The sequence below is a fragment of the Streptomyces sp. NPDC046876 genome (assembly GCF_040645035.1).
GTDB lineage: Bacteria > Actinomycetota > Actinomycetes > Streptomycetales > Streptomycetaceae > Streptomyces.
Genome location: NZ_JBEYXK010000044.1, coordinates 1 through 15,224 on the forward strand (window position 1 = coordinate 1; position 15,224 = coordinate 15,224).

Sequence of the window (15,224 nt, forward strand, 5' to 3'; positions counted from 1 at the left end):
GTCCGGGCGCAGCCCGGGGGCGGGCGCAGCCCGGTGGGGTCCGGGCGCAGCCCGGGGGCGGGCGCAGCCCGGTGGGGTCCGGGCGCAGCCCGGGGGCGGGCGCAGCCCGGTGGGGTCCGGGCGCAGCCCGGGGAACGGGGGAAGGGTGGGGAGGGGACAGCCCCGCAGGGCCCGGCAACCGCAGCAGCCCGTAGGGTCCCGGCAACCGCAGCGGGGCCGCACCGGTCCCGGCCGGGGGCCCCGAGCGTGGTCGGGACCGGTCCGTCCGGGGGGTGGTCCGGAGCGGGGGTGGTGCGGCTAGCGTGGGGGTATGAGGCCGCCCGGGGAAGACGGATCCGGCGCCGGGCGGCTGCGCCGCGCCCGCGTCGCCATTGCCGCCGTTTTCTGTGTGCACGGGGCCGTCACCGGCTCCTTCGCCACCCGGATCCCCTGGATCCAGGACCATGCCGGGCTCGGGGCGGGGAGCCTCGGTCTGGCGTTGGCGTTCCCCGCGCTCGGGGCGGCGGCCGCCATGCCTCTCGCCGGGCGGGTCAACCACCGGCTCGGGGCCCGCACCGCGCTGCGCGTGCTGCTGTCGCTGTGGACGCTCTCCCTCGCGCTGCCGGCCCTCGCCCCGGACCTGCCCACCCTGTGCGCCGCGCTCCTCGTGTACGGGGCCGCCTCCGGCCTGTCGGACGTGGCCATGAACGCCCTCGGCGTCGAGACCGAGAACCGGCTCGGCCGTTCGATCATGTCCTCGCTGCACGGCATGTGGAGCACGGGCGCACTGCTCGGCTCGGCGGCCGGCACCGCCGCCGCCCATACCGGGGCCGACGCCCGGCTCCACCACCTCCTCGCCGCGCTCGGCCTGACGGCCGCCGGGCTGTTCGCCGTACGCGGGGTGCTGGACCTGCGCAGCACGCCGGAGGAGGCGGCGCCGCCGCACTTCGCCCTGCCCCCGCGGTCGGCCCTGCTGATCGGTGCGGTCGGGTTCTGCGCGGTCTTCGCGGAGGGCGCGAGCCTGGACTGGTCGGCGGTCTACCTGCAGGACGCGCTCGGCACGGACGCCGGCCTCGCCGCCGCCTGCACCACCGCCTTCGCCCTGACCATGGCCGCCGCCCGCCTGGCCGGGGACCGGGTGGTCGACCGGTTCGGGCCGGTCCGCACGGTCCGCGCGGGCGGTGCGCTGGCCACGGCCGGCGGGCTGCTCGTGGTGACGGCCCGCCACCCGGCGGCCGCGATCGCCGGGTTCGGGCTGATCGGGCTCGGGGTCGCGGTGGTGGTGCCGCTGGCGTTCGCGGCGGCCGCGCGCAGCGGTCCGGCCCCCGCGCAGGCCATCGCCGGCGTCGCGACGATCACGTACACCTCGGGTCTGATCGCCCCGGCGGCGATCGGCGCGGTGGCCGACGCGACCTCGCTGGTCGGCTCCTTCGCCCTGGTCACGCTGCTGGCGCTCGGGCTGACCGCGGGCGCGGCGGTGCTGCGGCAGCGGCCGCTCCCGGCGGTGGAGGGGGCCTGCGGCAATCGGGGCGAAACCGCCGGTACCCGGCCGTAATATAACGCTGGCCCTGCGCCGTGGGCCGTGCGCCGTGCGCCGTGCGTGCGGTTGCGGCCAGGATGCTCGATCAGTCGACTCGACGGAAGTGGTGGAACATGGGCTTCGGCCTGCGCTGGACCCTGCACGGAGACGGGCGGACCCCCGCCCCCGGGGCGGTGGTGCGGCCGGACGAGCGGCTGTCGTGGCCGCGTACGGCAGGGCTCGGCGCCCAGCACGTCGTGGCGATGTTCGGCGCGAGCTTCGTCGCGCCGGTCCTGATGGGCCTGGACCCGAACCTCGCCATCATGATGTCCGGCGTCGCCACGATCGTCTTCCTGCTGACCACCCGCGGCCGGGTGCCCTCGTACCTCGGCTGCTCGCTGTCGTTCGTGGGCGTGGCGGCGGCGATCCGGGCCTCGGGCGGGGACAGCGCGGTGGTCACCGGCGCCGTCTTCACCGTGGGGGCGGCCCTGTTCCTGGCCGGGCTGGCCGTGCAGCGGTTCGGGGCGCGGATCATCCACGCGGCGATGCCGCCGGTGGTGACGGGCGCGGTGGTGATGCTGATCGGCTTCAACCTGGCGCCGGTGACGGCCTCGACGTACTGGCCGCAGGACCAGTGGACGGCGCTGCTGGTGATGCTGTTCACCGGGATGGCCGTGGTGTGCCTGCGCGGCTTCTGGTCGCGCATCGCGATCTTCCTGGGGCTGGTCTTCGGGTACGCGGTCTCCGCCCTCTTCGACCTGCTCTTCGGCAAGATCCACTCGACGGTGGGCGGCCCCGAGGCCGTCGACCACTGGCGGCTCGACCTCTCCGGTGTCGCCAAGGCCGACTGGATCGGCCTGCCGTCCTTCCACGCCCCGCAGTTCGAGTGGTCGGCGATCCTGATCGCGCTGCCGGTGGTGATCGCCCTGATCGCGGAGAACGCCGGGCACATCAAGGCCGTCGGCGAGATGACCGGCGACCGGCTCGACGACACCCTCGGCACGGCGATCGCCGCCGACGGCGCGGCCTCCATGCTGTCCACGGCGGTCGGCGGCCCGCCGAACACCACGTACTCCGAGAACATCGGCGTCATGGCCGCCACCCGGGTCTACTCGACGGCGGCCTACTGGGCGGCCGCCGGCTTCGCCCTCCTCTTCGGCCTGTGCCCGAAGTTCGGCGCGGTCGTCGCCGCGATCCCCGGCGGGGTGCTCGGCGGCATCACCGTCATCCTGTACGGCATGATCGGCCTGCTCGGCGCGCAGATTTGGCGGAGCGGGCGGGTGGACCTGCGCAATCCGCTGAACCTGGTGCCGGCCGCGGCGGGCATCATCATCGGCATCGGCGGCGTGAAGCTGCAGCTGACCGAGGGCTTCGAGCTCGGCGGGATCGCCCTCGGCTCGATCGTGGTCATCACGGGCTACCACGCGCTGCGGTTCTTCGCCCCGGCCCACATGAAGGAGCAGGAGCCGCTGCTGGACGAGGGCACGTCCACGTACGACGAGAACGCGGACGGGACCGAGGCCGGACCCGGTGCCGGCCCCGGGACCGACACGCGTTCCTGAACCCGGTTCGCCCGAACCGGCGAAGCACGCGGCCAAGTTCCGCGCGTCCGCCCCGCCGCCTGGGACGCTGCCAGGCATGGAAGCGGTGCTCGCGCGGATGCGCGCCCTGGACGAGCGGCTCCCGGCGCGGGACGGGGTCGCCGTCTTCAACCGGGTGTACCTGACGGTGACGGAGACGCTGTACGAGGGCATCCGCCGCGGCGGGTTCCCCGCGCCCCGGCGGGCGGAGGCGCTGAGCGTGCGGTTCGCCGAGCGGTACCTCGCGGCGGTGGAGGCGGAGCGGGCGCCGGCGTGCTGGCGGCCGCTGCTGCAGTACCGGCGGCACCCCGGGGTGCGGCCGCTGCAGTACGCGCTGGCCGGGATCAACGCGCACATCGGCCACGACCTGGCGCTGGCGGTGGTCTCCACGTGCCGGGCTCTGAAGTGCGAACCGGGGGCCCTGGAGGCGGACTTCGACCGGGTCGGCGACACGCTGGTCTGCCTGGAGGAGCGCATCCGGGAGGACCTGATGCCGGGGCCCGACCTGCTGGAGGTCGCCGATCCGCTGACGCATCTGCTCGGGTCGTGGAGCCTGGAGCGGGCGCGGGGGGCTGCGTGGTCGGCGGCCCGCCTGCTGTGGGGGCTGCGCCGCTCCCCCGACCTGGCCGAGGAATTCGCCGAATCCCTCGACGCGGGCGTCGGCCTGGTAGGCCGCTGCCTCCTGACCCCCACGGCCTGACCCCTCCCCCGGGGCGCTGACCCCGCCCCCGCGCCTCAAACGCCGGCGGGGCTGGATGTGCTGCCCCCCGTCAGAGACGAATGGGAACCGCCCCGAGGCCCGCCCCGCATGCGCAGCCAAGGGCAGGAACCACCCGCCTTCGAAGGCGAGAGTCGGCAAAATCCAGCCTCGCCGGCGTTTGAGGCGCGGTCCGGGCGGAGCCCGGTGCCCGGCAGAGCCGGGTTCCTTGGGGCGCCGCCCCAAACCCCGCGCCTCAAACGCCGGCGGGGCTGGATTTTGCCGGACCCCCGTCCCGAGCGTCGGCGGAAGCCGAGATGGCAGGCCCCGCGTCACGCGTCGGCGGAGCCGGCTGGGCTTCTGGGGCTCCGCCCCAGACCCCGCGCCTCAGACGCCGGCGAGGCTGAAACTGCCGGACCTTCGTCCAAGGGACAGGCAGGCCGATCCGGCCTCCGGCCGGGCCAGAATTGCCGGCCCGCATTCGAAGCCGAGGTTCGCCAACACCAGCCCCGCCGGCGTTTGAGGCGCGGGGACTGGGGCAGCTCCCAGCAAACCCGGATCCGCCGGGCACCGGGGCGCCTCAAGCGCCGGCGAGGCTGAATGTGCCGGGCTCTGGGGCGGCGCCCCGGGTGGGGACGGAGGGGTGGGCCGCCGTCGCGTTCGTGGGCGGCGGCCCGGCGGGCGGGGGCCCGGAGGGTCAGTCCTCCGGGAGTTCGACCGGGGCGATCTCGTCGTAGACGTCGCCCGGGCCGGGGTTGGTGGCGTCCGTGGCGCCGCCCAGGTGGTGCATGACGCCCCAGACCGCGTTCAGCGCGGTCTGCACGGCACCCTCGGCCCAGCCGGCCGTCCAGGAGATGTCGTCGCCGGCGAGGAAGATGCCCCGCTTGTCCTCCGGCAGGCGGTCCTGCATGAAGTGCGTGAACAGGCGCCGCTGGTAGCGGTAGTGGCCCGGCAGGTTGGCCTTGAACGCGCCCATGAAGTACGGCTCGTTCTCCCACGACACCGTCACCGGGTTGCCGATGATGTGCCGGCGGATGTCGACCTTCGGGTAGATCTCCCCGAGGGACTTCAGCATGACCTCCATCCGCTCGCTCGCGGACAGCGGCAGCCACTTCAGGCTGTCGTCGCACCAGGTGTAGGAGAGGCAGATGACGGCGGGCTGGTCCGGGCCGTTGTCCAGCAGGTAGGTGCCGCGGGTCATCCGGTCCGTCAGCGTCATCGACATGACGTCGCGGCCGGTCTCCTCGTCCTTGTCCAGCCAGAACGGGCGGTCCACCGGGATGAAGAGCTTCGAGGACTCCATGTAGTGGGTGCGCTCGATCGCCGTCCAGTGGTCGATCGGGAACAGCGTGTCGTCGCACTCGATCTTGGAGAGGAGCATCCACGACTGCGCGGTGAAGATGGCGGCACGGTACGTGCGGATGTCGCCGGCGGCGTCCGTCACCGTGATGCGGTTGCCGGCGGTGCGGTGCAGGCGGGTGACCGCCGGACGCGGGGCGCCCTCGTGCAGGGAGGACAGCGAGGTGCCCTGGGCCCAGTGCACGATCTTCTCGGGCTCCCGCTCCCACAGGCGCATCGGCAGCTGCTGCGAGCCGCCGACGATGCCGCGGTGGTGGTCGTCGGCCTCGGTGTAGACGACGCGCAGGATCTCCAGGATGGAGTTCGGGAAGTCGGTGTCCCAGCCGCCGGTGCCGAAGCCGACCTGGCCGAAGATCTCGCGCTTGCGGAAGGACTTGAAGGCCTCCGACTCGCACAGGAAGCCGTAGAAGGTCTGGTTGTCGAGCTTCTCGACGAGCTTGGCCCAGATCTCGCGGATGCGCGGGACGTCCCGCTCGCGCATCGCGGTGTTCATGTCGGAGAAGTCGGCGCCCTCGTCGAGGCACGCGTTCCACGCCTCGGCGACGTCGCGGTAGATCTGCGGGAGGTCGGCGATCGTCTCGGCGTAGTGGGTCTCGCCCTTGAGGTCGACGACCGTCGAGGGGGTGGCCTCGGCGAGCGGGTTCGGGAAGGGCTGGGTCTGCAGGCCCACGAGGTCGATGTAGTGCTGCAGGGCCGTGGAGGAGGGCGGGAAGCGCATGGCGCCCATCTCCGCGGTGAGGCCCTCGGTGCCGGGGCCCTCGAAGCCGACGGTGCGCAGGCGGCCGCCGATCTGGTCGGCCTCGTACACGACGGGCTTGAGGCCCATCTTCATCAGCTCGTAGGCGGAGATGATGCCGGACAGGCCGCCGCCGATGACCGCGACCTCGGTGCCGTGCTCGGTCGCCGGTATCTGGCCCAGGCCCGCGGGGTGCGCGAGGAAGTCGTCGTACGCGTACGGGAAGTCCGGGCCGAACATGGTGATCGGCGGCTGGCCGTCGCTGTGCGGAACGGCGGTCGTGGGCACCGTGGACGTCATGGGGTACGACTCCTTGCAGGGTGGGGCTGGGGGGAGGGGCTCAGGGGGCGCGGAGGGCTCAGACGAGGGAGGCGTAGAGCCCGGGGCGGCGGTCGCGCAGGTACGGGTTGTTCTCGCGCGAGGCCCGCAGCAGCTCGGGATCGACCTCGCCGATCACCGTCTCCTCGCCGCGGCCGGCCCGGGTGCGGGTGGCACCGTCGGGGGCGGCCAGGCAGCTGAGTCCGACGAACTCGAACTCGCCCTCGGGGCCGGTGCGGTTGACGTACGCGATGTACATCTGGTTCTCGAAGGCCCGTACGGGGACGAGCTGTTCGGCCACGAACTGGAACGGGTGCATCTGCGCGGTCGGCACCAGGAGGAGGTCGGTGCCGGCCAGCGCGTGGGCCCGGACGTTCTCCGGGAACTCCACGTCGTAGCAGATCATGATGCCGATGCGGAGGCCGCCGAGGTCCGCCTGGACGACGGGGGTGTCGCCGGGGGTGAAGGCCTCCTGCTCGAAGCAGCCGAAGAGGTGGGTCTTGCGGTAGTTCGCCAGCCGGGCCCCGTCCGGTCCGACGAGCTGCGCCGAGTTGTAGACCGTCTCGCCGTCGCGCTCGGGGTAGCCGTAGAGGACGGCGACACCGTGGCGGCGGGCGATCTCGCCGATGGCGCGGGCCGACATGCCGTCGGCGGCCTCGGCGAGGGCGGCGATCTCCTCGACCGGCAGGGCGTAGCCGGTGAGGAACATCTCCGAGGTCACGAGGAGCCCGGCACCCGCCTGTGCGGCGCGCGCCGCGGCCTCGTCGAGCGCCTTGAGGTTGTCGGCGGTGTCGCCGAGCCGGCCGGAGCTCTGGAGGAGGGCGGTGCGCAGCGGGGGCATGGGCGTACCTCTGGGGCAGGAGGGGTGGGGTGTCCTACGAAGGTACGTTTCGGCGTTCGACCCGGACAAGCCGTGACCGTTGCGCTGCGAGCATCGATTCGTTGCGCGTTTCGGCGGCGGGGCGGCGATTCGTTGCGCGGGGGTCGGCGCTTTGCCCGGCCCGGGGCGAAACGCTGCGGCCGCGGGGCGGGCTCGGCCCCCAGGGTACGGGGCCGGCCGGCAGGATCCGGTTGCGCTGGTGGTCGAGCGCCGGGCTAGGACGCCGCGCGGAAGGAGCGGAAGGAGGGGTGGGCGCTGAGGCGGCGGAGGTCCTCGAGGATGTCGGGGGTGTCGTTGCCGATGATGCGGCCGCTCCAGGTGTCGCAGAGGGCGGGGACGGTCAGGGTGCCGTCGTAGTGGTGGCCGGCGGCCTCGTAGGCGCAGCGCAGGGCGGCGTACGAGGCCGGGGAGCCGAGCAGGGTGGTGGCGACGGCGTGCTCGAGGCCGAGCGTGCTCAGCGCGGCGGCGACGCGCGCGGAGTGGGGACAGTCGGCGGACAGGTAGAGGCGGTAGCGGTGCGGTACGGGCGAGAAGCCGGATCCGATGCGGCCGCGCAGGACGGGGGCCGGGCCGGTGCGGGGCAGGACCATCTGAAGCATGACTCTCCTGGGGCGTGGCGGAACGCCCGGCGGCATGCTGCGCGCCGGGTCACGGGGGCCGTGCGGGGGGACGTACGCGGCCGGGGCGGCGCGGCGGCGGAGGCCGGCGGGTGCGGCGGACGCGGCGGGCGTACGGAAGCGGGAAGGTCAGGCGGCGGCGCGGAAGGCGCTGCAGACGCGCAGGAGGTCGATGTGCAGGCGCCGGGTCAGCCACCAGCGCCGGAGGGTCTGTGCCTCCGCGACTGCTGCTGTGGCCATCTCCACCGGCTCCGTCCTCTTCTCGGGCATAAAGCCGCTCACGGCGGACGCTGACCTTCCTGACCGTCGTCCCCAGCAGTCTCGTGGCGGTGCGCAGGGCCGTCAAGAAGGTGTGGGCGGCCCGGGTCGCCCGCCGGACCGAGAGGAGCCCGTTCTCCCATGTCGCCCGACTCCACCGCGGCCGCGGCCGTCCATGTCCTCGACAACCCGGTGTGGGCCGCGCTGACCGGGCCGAGCGGCGGCTTCGCCGAGACCGGTCCCGCAGGGCTCTCGGCCCGGTACGTCGAGGACGCCTCGCCGTTCGCGGCCCTGGCCGACCCGGAGGATCCGCGCGCGTGGGCGGACCTGGCGGCGCTGGCGGGTCCGGACGCACCGGTGTGGGTGACGGGGCTGCTGACCCCGCCCGAGGGCTGGACGACCGTGGCGACGGTCGCGGGCGTGCAGCTGGACGGCGCGGCGGTACGGGCCGAGGCGGCGCCGGAGGCGGTGCGGCTGGGGCCGGCCGACGTGCCGGAGATGCTGGAGCTGGTGGAGCTGACGCGTCCGGGGCCGTTCCTGACGCGCACCGTCGAGCTGGGCACGTACCTCGGGATCCGGGACCGGGGGCGGCTGGTGGCGATGGCCGGTGAGCGGATGCGGCCGCCGGGCTGGTCGGAGATCAGCGCGGTGTGCACCCACCCGGACCACCGGGGGCGGGGCCTCGCGGCCCGGCTGGTCCGCGCGGTGGCGGCGGCGATCGCCGAGCGCGGCGAACGGCCCTTCCTCCACGCGGCGGCGGACAACACCGGCGCGATCGCCCTCTACGAATCCATGGGCTTCACCCTGCGCCGCCGCCCGCACTTCATCGGCCTCCGCACCCCGACCACCACCCCGCCGGCTTGACCCTTCCAGCCCCGCCGGCGCCTGTGCCGGGGGCCCGGCCCACCCAGCCCCACCACCGCCTGCGACGGCGGCCCGGCCATCCCTCTCCGCCGGCGGCTGTGACGGGGGTCGGCACATGCAGCCTCGCCGGCGTTTGAGTGGGGGTCCCCCCGGACGAAGTCTGCGGGAGGGTCCGGGCAGAGCCCGGTGCCCGGCGGAGCCGGGATTCTTGGGGCTCCGCCCCAAACCTCGCGCCTCAAACGCCGGCGAGGCCGGAAGTTGCCGCCCCTCGGCTTCGAAGGGGAGGCGGGGCTGAAAAAGCCCACCCACCGCTTCGAAAGCAGGGGGTGGGCTGACACAGCCGGTGGCTCGACAGCGCGGGCTGGCCGAGGCCGGGCTACGCCGGGGCGCCGGAGGTGAAGCGGCGGAGGAGGGGGGAGAGGACCAGGACCGACTTGGTCCGCTCCACGAACGGCTCGCCCGCGATGCGTTCCAGGACCCGCTCGAAGTGCCGCATGTCGGAGGCGAAGACCTGGACGAGGGCGTCCGCGTCGCCGGTGACGGTCGACGCGGACACCACCTCGGGGTACCGCTCCAGCCCTCGCCGGATGTCGTCCGGCGAGGTGTTGTGGCGGCAGTAGATCTCGATGAAGCCCTCGGTTTCCCAGCCCATGGCGGCGGGGTCCACGCGGACGGTGAAGCCGGTGATGGCTCCCTCCGCCCGCAGCCGGTCCACGCGCCGCTTGACGGCGGGGGCGGAGAGGCCGACCTCGGAGCCGATGTCCGCGTAGGAGCGGCGGGCGTCCTCGGCGAGGGCGTGCACGATGCGTTCGTCGAGATCGTTCAATCGCACTGCGGGTGGATCACTTCTCTGCTGTGGCCACTTCTTCCGTGGCCAGTCGGGAGCGGCGGATGCCGTACAGGAAGTAGAACACGAGGCCCACTGCCATCCAGCCACCGAAGACGATCCACGTGGCCATATCGAGGCTGAACATCATGTAGCCGCAGGCCAGGAAGCCCAGGATCGGCGGGACGGGGAACCACGTCACCTTGAAGGTGCGCGGCATGTCGGGGCGGGTGCGGCGCAGGATGATGACGGCGACGTTGACCAGGCCGAAGGCGAAGAGGGTGCCGATGCTGGTGGCGTCGGCGAGCTTGCCCAGCGGGATGAAGGCCGCGAGGACGCCGCAGAAGAGGGAGACGATCACGACGTTGGCGCGGGGGGCGCCGGTCTTCTCGTCGACCTTGGCGAAGACCTTGGGGACGAGGCCGTCGCGGGACATCGCGAAGAGGATGCGGGTCTGGCCGTAGAGGACGGCGAAGACGACGGAGAAGATCGCGATCACGGCGCCGGCGGCGAGGACGACGCCCCAGACGCTGGTGCCGGTGACGTCGGTCATGATCTGGGCGAGCGCGGCCTCGGTGCCCTCGAAGTCCTGCCACGGCATGGCGCCGACGGCGACGAAGGCGACGAGGACGTACAGGACGGTGACGATGCCCAGCGAGAGCATGATCGCGCGCGGCAGGTCCTTCTTCGGGTCCTTGGCTTCCTCACCTGCGGTGGAGGCGGCGTCGAAGCCGATGTACGAGAAGAAGAGGGTGGAGGCGGCGGCGCTGATGCCGGTGACGCCGAGCGGGGCGAGCGGGGTGTAGTTGCCGGACTTGATGCCCATGACGCCGATGCCGATGAAGAGCAGCAGCGTGACGATCTTCACCCCGACCATGATCGAGTTGACCGTGGCGCTCTCCTTGGCGCCGCGCATCAGGAAGACCATCGACAGCAGGACGACGACCAGCGCCGGCAGGTTGATGAAACCGTTCTCACCCAGCGGTGCGGAGACCGCGCCGGGGATGGTGACGCCGATGGTCCCCTCGAGGAGCTCGTTGAGGTACTGGCCCCAGCCGACGGCCACGGCCGCGACGGACACGGCGTACTCGAGGACCAGGCACCAGCCGCAGATCCAGGCTATGAACTCGCCCATGGTGGCGTACGCGTACGAGTACGAGGAGCCCGAGACCGGGACGGAGCCGGCGAGCTCCGCGTAGGAGAGGGCCGAGAAGAGGGCGGTCAGGCCCGCGATCACGAAGGAGATCGTCACGGCGGGGCCGGCCTTGGGGGCGGCGGTGCCGAGGACGACGAAGATGCCGGTGCCGAGCGTGGCACCGATGCTGATCATGGTCAGCTGCCACATGGTGAGCGAGCGGCGCAGCGTACCGCCCTCGCCCTGCCCGCCCTCGGAGACGAGCTGCTCGACCGGCTTGCGACGGAGCAGCGGGTTCACGGGCTTGCGCGTCTCCTGGGAGAGCGGGGGTGCCTGGCCCTGATCGAGCACGAGGGGACTCCTTTGACACTGCGGATGGGGACTGAGGCATCGACCGCAGCGGTCCGGGCAGGACACAGACAAGAGTCTGGGCATGGGGAACCGCCGAGCAGGCGGTCCGCGCCACTCCACGTACAGCGAGTGAGCCTACGAGCTGAGAGATACCGCCCGTAATGCACCATCCTTGCACATTGGCGCACGATCGTTGCGCGGATCTGTCCTGGATGGCCCTTTGTTGCACGCAGATGATCGATCGGTGCGCCGGAACCCCCGGCCGCCGTTCTTGACAGCCCGTCAGAATTGCCGCAGCGTGCCGCCATGGATGCCGATGATGCCGACCGCACGGCCCTGGCCTGGCTCGATCCGGGGCCGTTCCTGCGCGGGGTCGCCTGGCTCGACCAGGCCCGCCGACCGGTGCGCGCCGACCCCGCCGACACCATGCGGCTGCCCTGGGACACCGGCGAGCGGGCCACCCTGCCGATCGGGGTGCGGCTTGAGTTCACCGCGGCCGGGGCGCAGGCGGTGGAGATCCGCTACCGGGCGACCGTCCCCGGCCCCACGGACGCCCTGCACGACCTCGCGCACGGCTTCGCGCTGTGGGACCGCCACGGGGTGCTGAGCGAGGTGTGGACCGACCCCGCCCCCGAGGCCGTCGTACGCATCGACCTGCCCGGCGGGCCCGGGCCCTTCACCGTCCACCCGCCCGAGGCCCAGGCGCCGCTGGTCCTCGGCCTGCGCGGGGTCGGCGGGAGCCTCGCCCCGGCCCCGCCCGCCCCGCGCTGGGTGGTGCACGGCGACTCGATCACCGAGGGCTGGTGGTCCACCCGGCCCGCGCACGGCTGGCCCGCCGTCGCCGGGCGGGCGCTCGGCTGGGACACCGTGAACCTCGGGTACGCGGGCGCCGCGCGCGGGGAACTGGCCACCGCCGAACAGCTCGCGGAGCTGCCCGCCGACGCGCTCACCCTCGCCTTCGGCACCAACTGCTGGACCCGGGTGCCCCATTCGGTGCCCCTGCTGTACGAGACCACGCGCGCCTTCCTCGACCTGGTCCGCCAGGGGCACCCGCAGACCCCGCTGCTGCTGCTCTCGCCCGTACTGCGGCCCGATGCCGAGCGCACCCCGAACCGGCTGGGCGCCACCCTGGGGGCCCTGCGCGACGCGATGGAGCGGGCCGCCCGGGACCGGATCGCCGCCGGGGACGCCCGGCTGGTCCTGCTGCCGGGCCGCGACCTGCTGGGACCCGAGCACCTCGCGGACGGGCTGCACCCCAACGACGCCGGACACCGGGTTCTGGGCCTCGCTGTGGCCACGGCCATGCGCCGGGCCGGGTTCAACGCGGGCTGAGTGAAACACCCCACACCGATCGGGTTGAACAGACCGGGCCTCCCGGGGCGTGTCCTTTGCACAGTTGCCGGCGCACCGCGGATGCGGCCGCACCGGACACGGACACAGCACACGGGAGAGATCACGATGGGCATCAAGCGCGGAACCACCCTGGCCGCCGTGGCAGTCGTCGTCGCACTGACCGCCACGGCCTGCGGCGGGGACGACACCAAGGCCGGCGCCGCCAAGCCGGCCGGGGCCGCCGCCCAGGCCGCGGGATCCGGCTACGGCTCCGACTACGGCGCGGGCTCGGCCGCCCCCGCCGGCGGCGCAGCGGGGGCGGACAGCGGTGCCAAGCCCGCCGGGCAGCTGGCCGTCGCCCAGAACGAGCAGGTGGGGCCGGTCCTCACCGACAGCGCCGGCTTCACCCTCTACCGCTTCGACAAGGACACCGCGAAGCCGCCGAAGTCCAACTGCGACGGCGACTGCGCCAAGGCCTGGCCCGTGGTCGCGGCCGGCGACGCGACCGCCGCCACCGGGATGGACGCCTCGCTGCTCGGTGAGGTGGTCCGCAGCGACGGCAGCAAGCAGCTGACCGTGGCGGGCTGGCCCGTGTACCGCTACGCCAAGGACACCAAGGCGGGCGAGGTCAACGGGCAGGGCGTGGGCGGCACCTGGTTCGCGTTCGCACCCGACGGGAAGAAGGCAGCAAAGCCGGCGGCCGGTTCGGACTCGGGCTCGGGTTCGGGCTCGGGTTCGGGGACCGGCTACGGCTCCGGCACCGGGGCAGGGACAGGAGCCCAGCCGGCCCAGGGTGCGCTGTCCGTCGCCAAGGACCCCAAGCTCGGCGACCACGTCGTCGACGGCAACGGCATGACCGTCTACCGCTTCAAGAAGGACACCGCCTGGCCGATGGCCTCCAACTGCACCGGCGACTGCGTGGCGAAGTGGCCGGTGGTGCCCCCGGTGGACAAGGCCAACGCCAAGGGCATCATCGAGAAGGGTTTCTCGGTGCTCGACCGCCCCGACGGCAAGAAGCAGCAGAGCATCGACTGCTGGCCCGTCTACACCTTCACCGGTGACAAGAAGCCGGGTGACATCAACGGGCAGGGCGTCGGCGGCACCTGGTACGCCGTCTCGCCGGACGGCAAGCTGATCACGACCTCGTAAGGGCTCCGCCCCCGATCCAGGACCCCCGGACCCGCGCCTCGCACCACGACGAGGCCGAAAGACCGCGCGGCCCCCCGCCACCCCCTCCCCCGGCGGGCGGGCCGCGCACCGTTCCACCCTGGCGCGCCGCTCCCTAGACTCCCTCGCATGCTGCGCGTACTGGCCGTGGACGACGAGAAGCCGCTCCTCGAGGAACTCCTGTATCTGCTGCGCTCCGATCCGCGCGTCACCAGCGCCGAGGGCGCCTCGGACGCCACCGGGGCCCTGCGCCGGATCACCCGGGCGCTGGAGACCGGACCGGACGGGCCCGACGGCATCGACGTGGTCTTCCTCGACATCCACATGGCCGGGCTGACCGGGCTGGACATCGCCCGGCTGCTGGCCGGGTTCGCGCAGCCGCCCCTGGTCGTGTTCGTCACCGCCCATGAGGGCTTCGCCGTCCAGGCCTTCGACCTCAAGGCCGTGGACTACGTACTGAAGCCGGTGCGCCCGGAGCGGCTGGCCGAGGCGGTGCGCCGGGCCTGCGCCCAACTCGACCGCACCGCGGCCGGGCAGTCGGCGGCCGACCCGGCGCTTCCCCCGGCGCAGCCGGCAGTCCCCGCGCAACGGCGCCCCTCCCCCGGCGCGGGCACCGCCCCGGCAGCGGGGGGCGGGGCCGGCGCCGACCGCACCGCGGACCAGATCGCCGTGGAACTCGGGGGCGTCACCCGGTTCGTGGCGATCGCGGACATCGCGTACGTCGAGGCCCAGGGCGACTACGCCCGCCTGCACACCGACGCCGGCAGCCACCTGGTCCGCATCCCGCTGTCCACCCTGGAGGAGCGCTGGGCCCCGCGCGGGTTCGTCCGCATCCACCGCAGGCACCTGGTGGCGCTGCGCCGGATCGACGAGCTGCGGCTCGACGCCGGCGCCACCAGCGTCCGCATCGGCACGGCCGAGCTCCAGGTCAGCCGCCGCCACGCCCGCCAGCTCCGCGACCTCCTGATGCGCCAGGCCACGGGCTGAACCGGCCCGCCCGGCCCGACCGTCCGGCGCGCGCCGGTGCCGTTCGTCGCACCGCGGGGGGCGTACGGCGCGCCAGCGGTGCCGTCGGTCGCAGGGCGGGCCACGCCGGGCGGCGAAACCCGCGGCCGCCCCTATCGTGGAGCCGCGGTCACGGGGGTCATGAGGGAAGCACGGGGGGTGCGGATGGCCGAGATCCAGGCGCTGCTCGACGCGGTGGCCGGACTGCCCGGCACCCGGCCCGCCGGGCCCGCCGAGGCCGAGGTGCTCCTCGCGCGGCTGCGCAGTGCCGCCGCCCGCTGGGCCGACGTGCTGTACGAGGCGAACGAGGGGGCCCGCCGGCAGCTGCCGCCGCGTGCGGAGGCCGCGCTGCGGCTGGCGTTCCGGCGCGCCGAGGATTCGTACGTGGAGCTGGAGATCGCGCTGAGGGACTGCACGGAGCACCGCGACCCTGCGCTGTGAGCCGGAGCCACGCGCTGTGGGCCGGAGCCGCGCTGTGGGCCGGAGCCCGCGTCGGGACCGCTCCCGGTCCGGCGCCCTCCTGCCTGGCCGAGGCCCGGTGCCCGATCCCGCCTGGATCCTGCCTGTTGCCGCTCCGACACCGTGCGTAGACTCCGGAACT

Annotated in this window: 13 protein-coding genes; 8 read left to right on the top strand and 5 right to left on the bottom strand. The window is 73.7% G+C overall.

The genetic code is table 11. From position 1 onward, the window contains the following. Positions 1-310 precede the first annotated feature (310 nt). From ABZ924_RS22375 to ABZ924_RS22385, 3 genes are all read left to right on the top strand, one after another. Positions 311-1,534 (top strand): MFS transporter, encoded by a 1,224-nt coding sequence (locus tag ABZ924_RS22375; protein ID WP_361912440.1) that lies wholly within the window; start codon positions 311-313, stop codon positions 1,532-1,534. Between the two features lie 98 nt (positions 1,535-1,632). After that, entirely contained in the window at positions 1,633-3,060 is a 1,428-nt protein-coding gene (locus ABZ924_RS22380) for a solute carrier family 23 protein (RefSeq protein WP_361912579.1), read from the top strand. Positions 3,061-3,136: 76 nt separating this feature from the next. After that, the gene (locus ABZ924_RS22385) at positions 3,137-3,778 is read left to right on the top strand and encodes a DUF5995 family protein (RefSeq protein ID WP_361912443.1); all 642 of its coding nucleotides are present in this window, start codon (positions 3,137-3,139) and stop codon (positions 3,776-3,778) included. A gap of 694 nt (positions 3,779-4,472) precedes the next feature. Here ABZ924_RS22385 and ABZ924_RS22390 read toward each other — a convergent pair. From ABZ924_RS22390 to ABZ924_RS22400, 3 genes are all read right to left on the bottom strand, one after another. Further along, positions 4,473-6,170 (bottom strand): NAD(P)/FAD-dependent oxidoreductase, encoded by a 1,698-nt coding sequence (locus ABZ924_RS22390; protein ID WP_361912446.1) that lies wholly within the window; start codon positions 6,168-6,170, stop codon positions 4,473-4,475. Positions 6,171-6,228: 58 nt separating this feature from the next. Continuing rightward, positions 6,229-7,029 (bottom strand): carbon-nitrogen hydrolase family protein, encoded by an 801-nt coding sequence (locus ABZ924_RS22395; RefSeq protein ID WP_361912449.1) that lies wholly within the window; start codon positions 7,027-7,029, stop codon positions 6,229-6,231. Positions 7,030-7,283: 254 nt separating this feature from the next. Beyond that, positions 7,284-7,667: a hypothetical protein gene (locus ABZ924_RS22400; RefSeq protein ID WP_361912452.1), complete on the bottom strand. Its 384-nt coding sequence runs from the start codon at positions 7,665-7,667 to the stop codon at positions 7,284-7,286. Between the two features lie 417 nt (positions 7,668-8,084). Between ABZ924_RS22400 and ABZ924_RS22405 the strand changes: the two genes are divergently transcribed. After that, complete coding sequence (locus ABZ924_RS22405; RefSeq protein ID WP_361912455.1) at positions 8,085-8,807, top strand: GNAT family N-acetyltransferase; 723 nt, start codon at positions 8,085-8,087, stop codon at positions 8,805-8,807. Between the two features lie 376 nt (positions 8,808-9,183). Here the strand turns inward: ABZ924_RS22405 and ABZ924_RS22410 are convergent, their stop codons facing one another. Next, the gene (locus ABZ924_RS22410; RefSeq protein WP_007262967.1) at positions 9,184-9,639 is read right to left on the bottom strand and encodes an Lrp/AsnC family transcriptional regulator; all 456 of its coding nucleotides are present in this window, start codon (positions 9,637-9,639) and stop codon (positions 9,184-9,186) included. A gap of 10 nt (positions 9,640-9,649) precedes the next feature. After that, positions 9,650-11,119, bottom strand: coding sequence for an amino acid permease (locus ABZ924_RS22415; RefSeq protein WP_361912458.1), 1,470 nt, complete (start codon positions 11,117-11,119; stop codon positions 9,650-9,652). Positions 11,120-11,425: 306 nt separating this feature from the next. On the opposite strand from ABZ924_RS22415, the gene ABZ924_RS22420 reads away from it, so the two are divergent. The 4 genes from ABZ924_RS22420 to ABZ924_RS22435 all read left to right on the top strand — a co-directional run bounded on the left by ABZ924_RS22420 (position 11,426) and on the right by ABZ924_RS22435 (position 15,064). After that, positions 11,426-12,451: a GDSL-type esterase/lipase family protein gene (locus ABZ924_RS22420; RefSeq protein WP_361912461.1), complete on the top strand. Its 1,026-nt coding sequence runs from the start codon at positions 11,426-11,428 to the stop codon at positions 12,449-12,451. 126 nt (positions 12,452-12,577) lie between these two features. Next, positions 12,578-13,600 carry an SCO0930 family lipoprotein gene (locus ABZ924_RS22425; RefSeq protein ID WP_361912463.1) on the top strand — a complete coding sequence of 341 codons (1,023 nt, stop codon included), beginning with the start codon at positions 12,578-12,580 and terminating at the stop codon, positions 13,598-13,600. Between the two features lie 147 nt (positions 13,601-13,747). Next, positions 13,748-14,605: a LytTR family DNA-binding domain-containing protein gene (locus ABZ924_RS22430; protein ID WP_361912466.1), complete on the top strand. Its 858-nt coding sequence runs from the start codon at positions 13,748-13,750 to the stop codon at positions 14,603-14,605. 183 nt (positions 14,606-14,788) lie between these two features. Then, positions 14,789-15,064 (top strand): hypothetical protein, encoded by a 276-nt coding sequence (locus ABZ924_RS22435; RefSeq protein ID WP_361912469.1) that lies wholly within the window; start codon positions 14,789-14,791, stop codon positions 15,062-15,064. Positions 15,065-15,224 lie beyond the last annotated feature (160 nt).

Bases quoted from the DNA above. Each gene is read 5' to 3' on its own strand.
- ABZ924_RS22375 (WP_361912440.1), top strand. From the start codon at position 311: ATGAGGCCGCCCGGGGAAGACGGATCCGGCGCCGGGCGGCTGCGCCGC.
- ABZ924_RS22380 (WP_361912579.1), top strand. From the start codon at position 1,633: ATGGGCTTCGGCCTGCGCTGGACCCTGCACGGAGACGGGCGGACCCCC.
- ABZ924_RS22385 (WP_361912443.1), top strand. From the start codon at position 3,137: ATGGAAGCGGTGCTCGCGCGGATGCGCGCCCTGGACGAGCGGCTCCCG.
- ABZ924_RS22390 (WP_361912446.1), bottom strand. From the start codon at position 6,170: ATGACGTCCACGGTGCCCACGACCGCCGTTCCGCACAGCGACGGCCAG.
- ABZ924_RS22395 (WP_361912449.1), bottom strand. From the start codon at position 7,029: ATGCCCCCGCTGCGCACCGCCCTCCTCCAGAGCTCCGGCCGGCTCGGC.
- ABZ924_RS22400 (WP_361912452.1), bottom strand. From the start codon at position 7,667: ATGCTTCAGATGGTCCTGCCCCGCACCGGCCCGGCCCCCGTCCTGCGC.
- ABZ924_RS22405 (WP_361912455.1), top strand. From the start codon at position 8,085: ATGTCGCCCGACTCCACCGCGGCCGCGGCCGTCCATGTCCTCGACAAC.
- ABZ924_RS22420 (WP_361912461.1), top strand. From the start codon at position 11,426: ATGGATGCCGATGATGCCGACCGCACGGCCCTGGCCTGGCTCGATCCG.
- ABZ924_RS22425 (WP_361912463.1), top strand. From the start codon at position 12,578: ATGGGCATCAAGCGCGGAACCACCCTGGCCGCCGTGGCAGTCGTCGTC.
- ABZ924_RS22430 (WP_361912466.1), top strand. From the start codon at position 13,748: ATGCTGCGCGTACTGGCCGTGGACGACGAGAAGCCGCTCCTCGAGGAA.
- ABZ924_RS22435 (WP_361912469.1), top strand. From the start codon at position 14,789: ATGGCCGAGATCCAGGCGCTGCTCGACGCGGTGGCCGGACTGCCCGGC.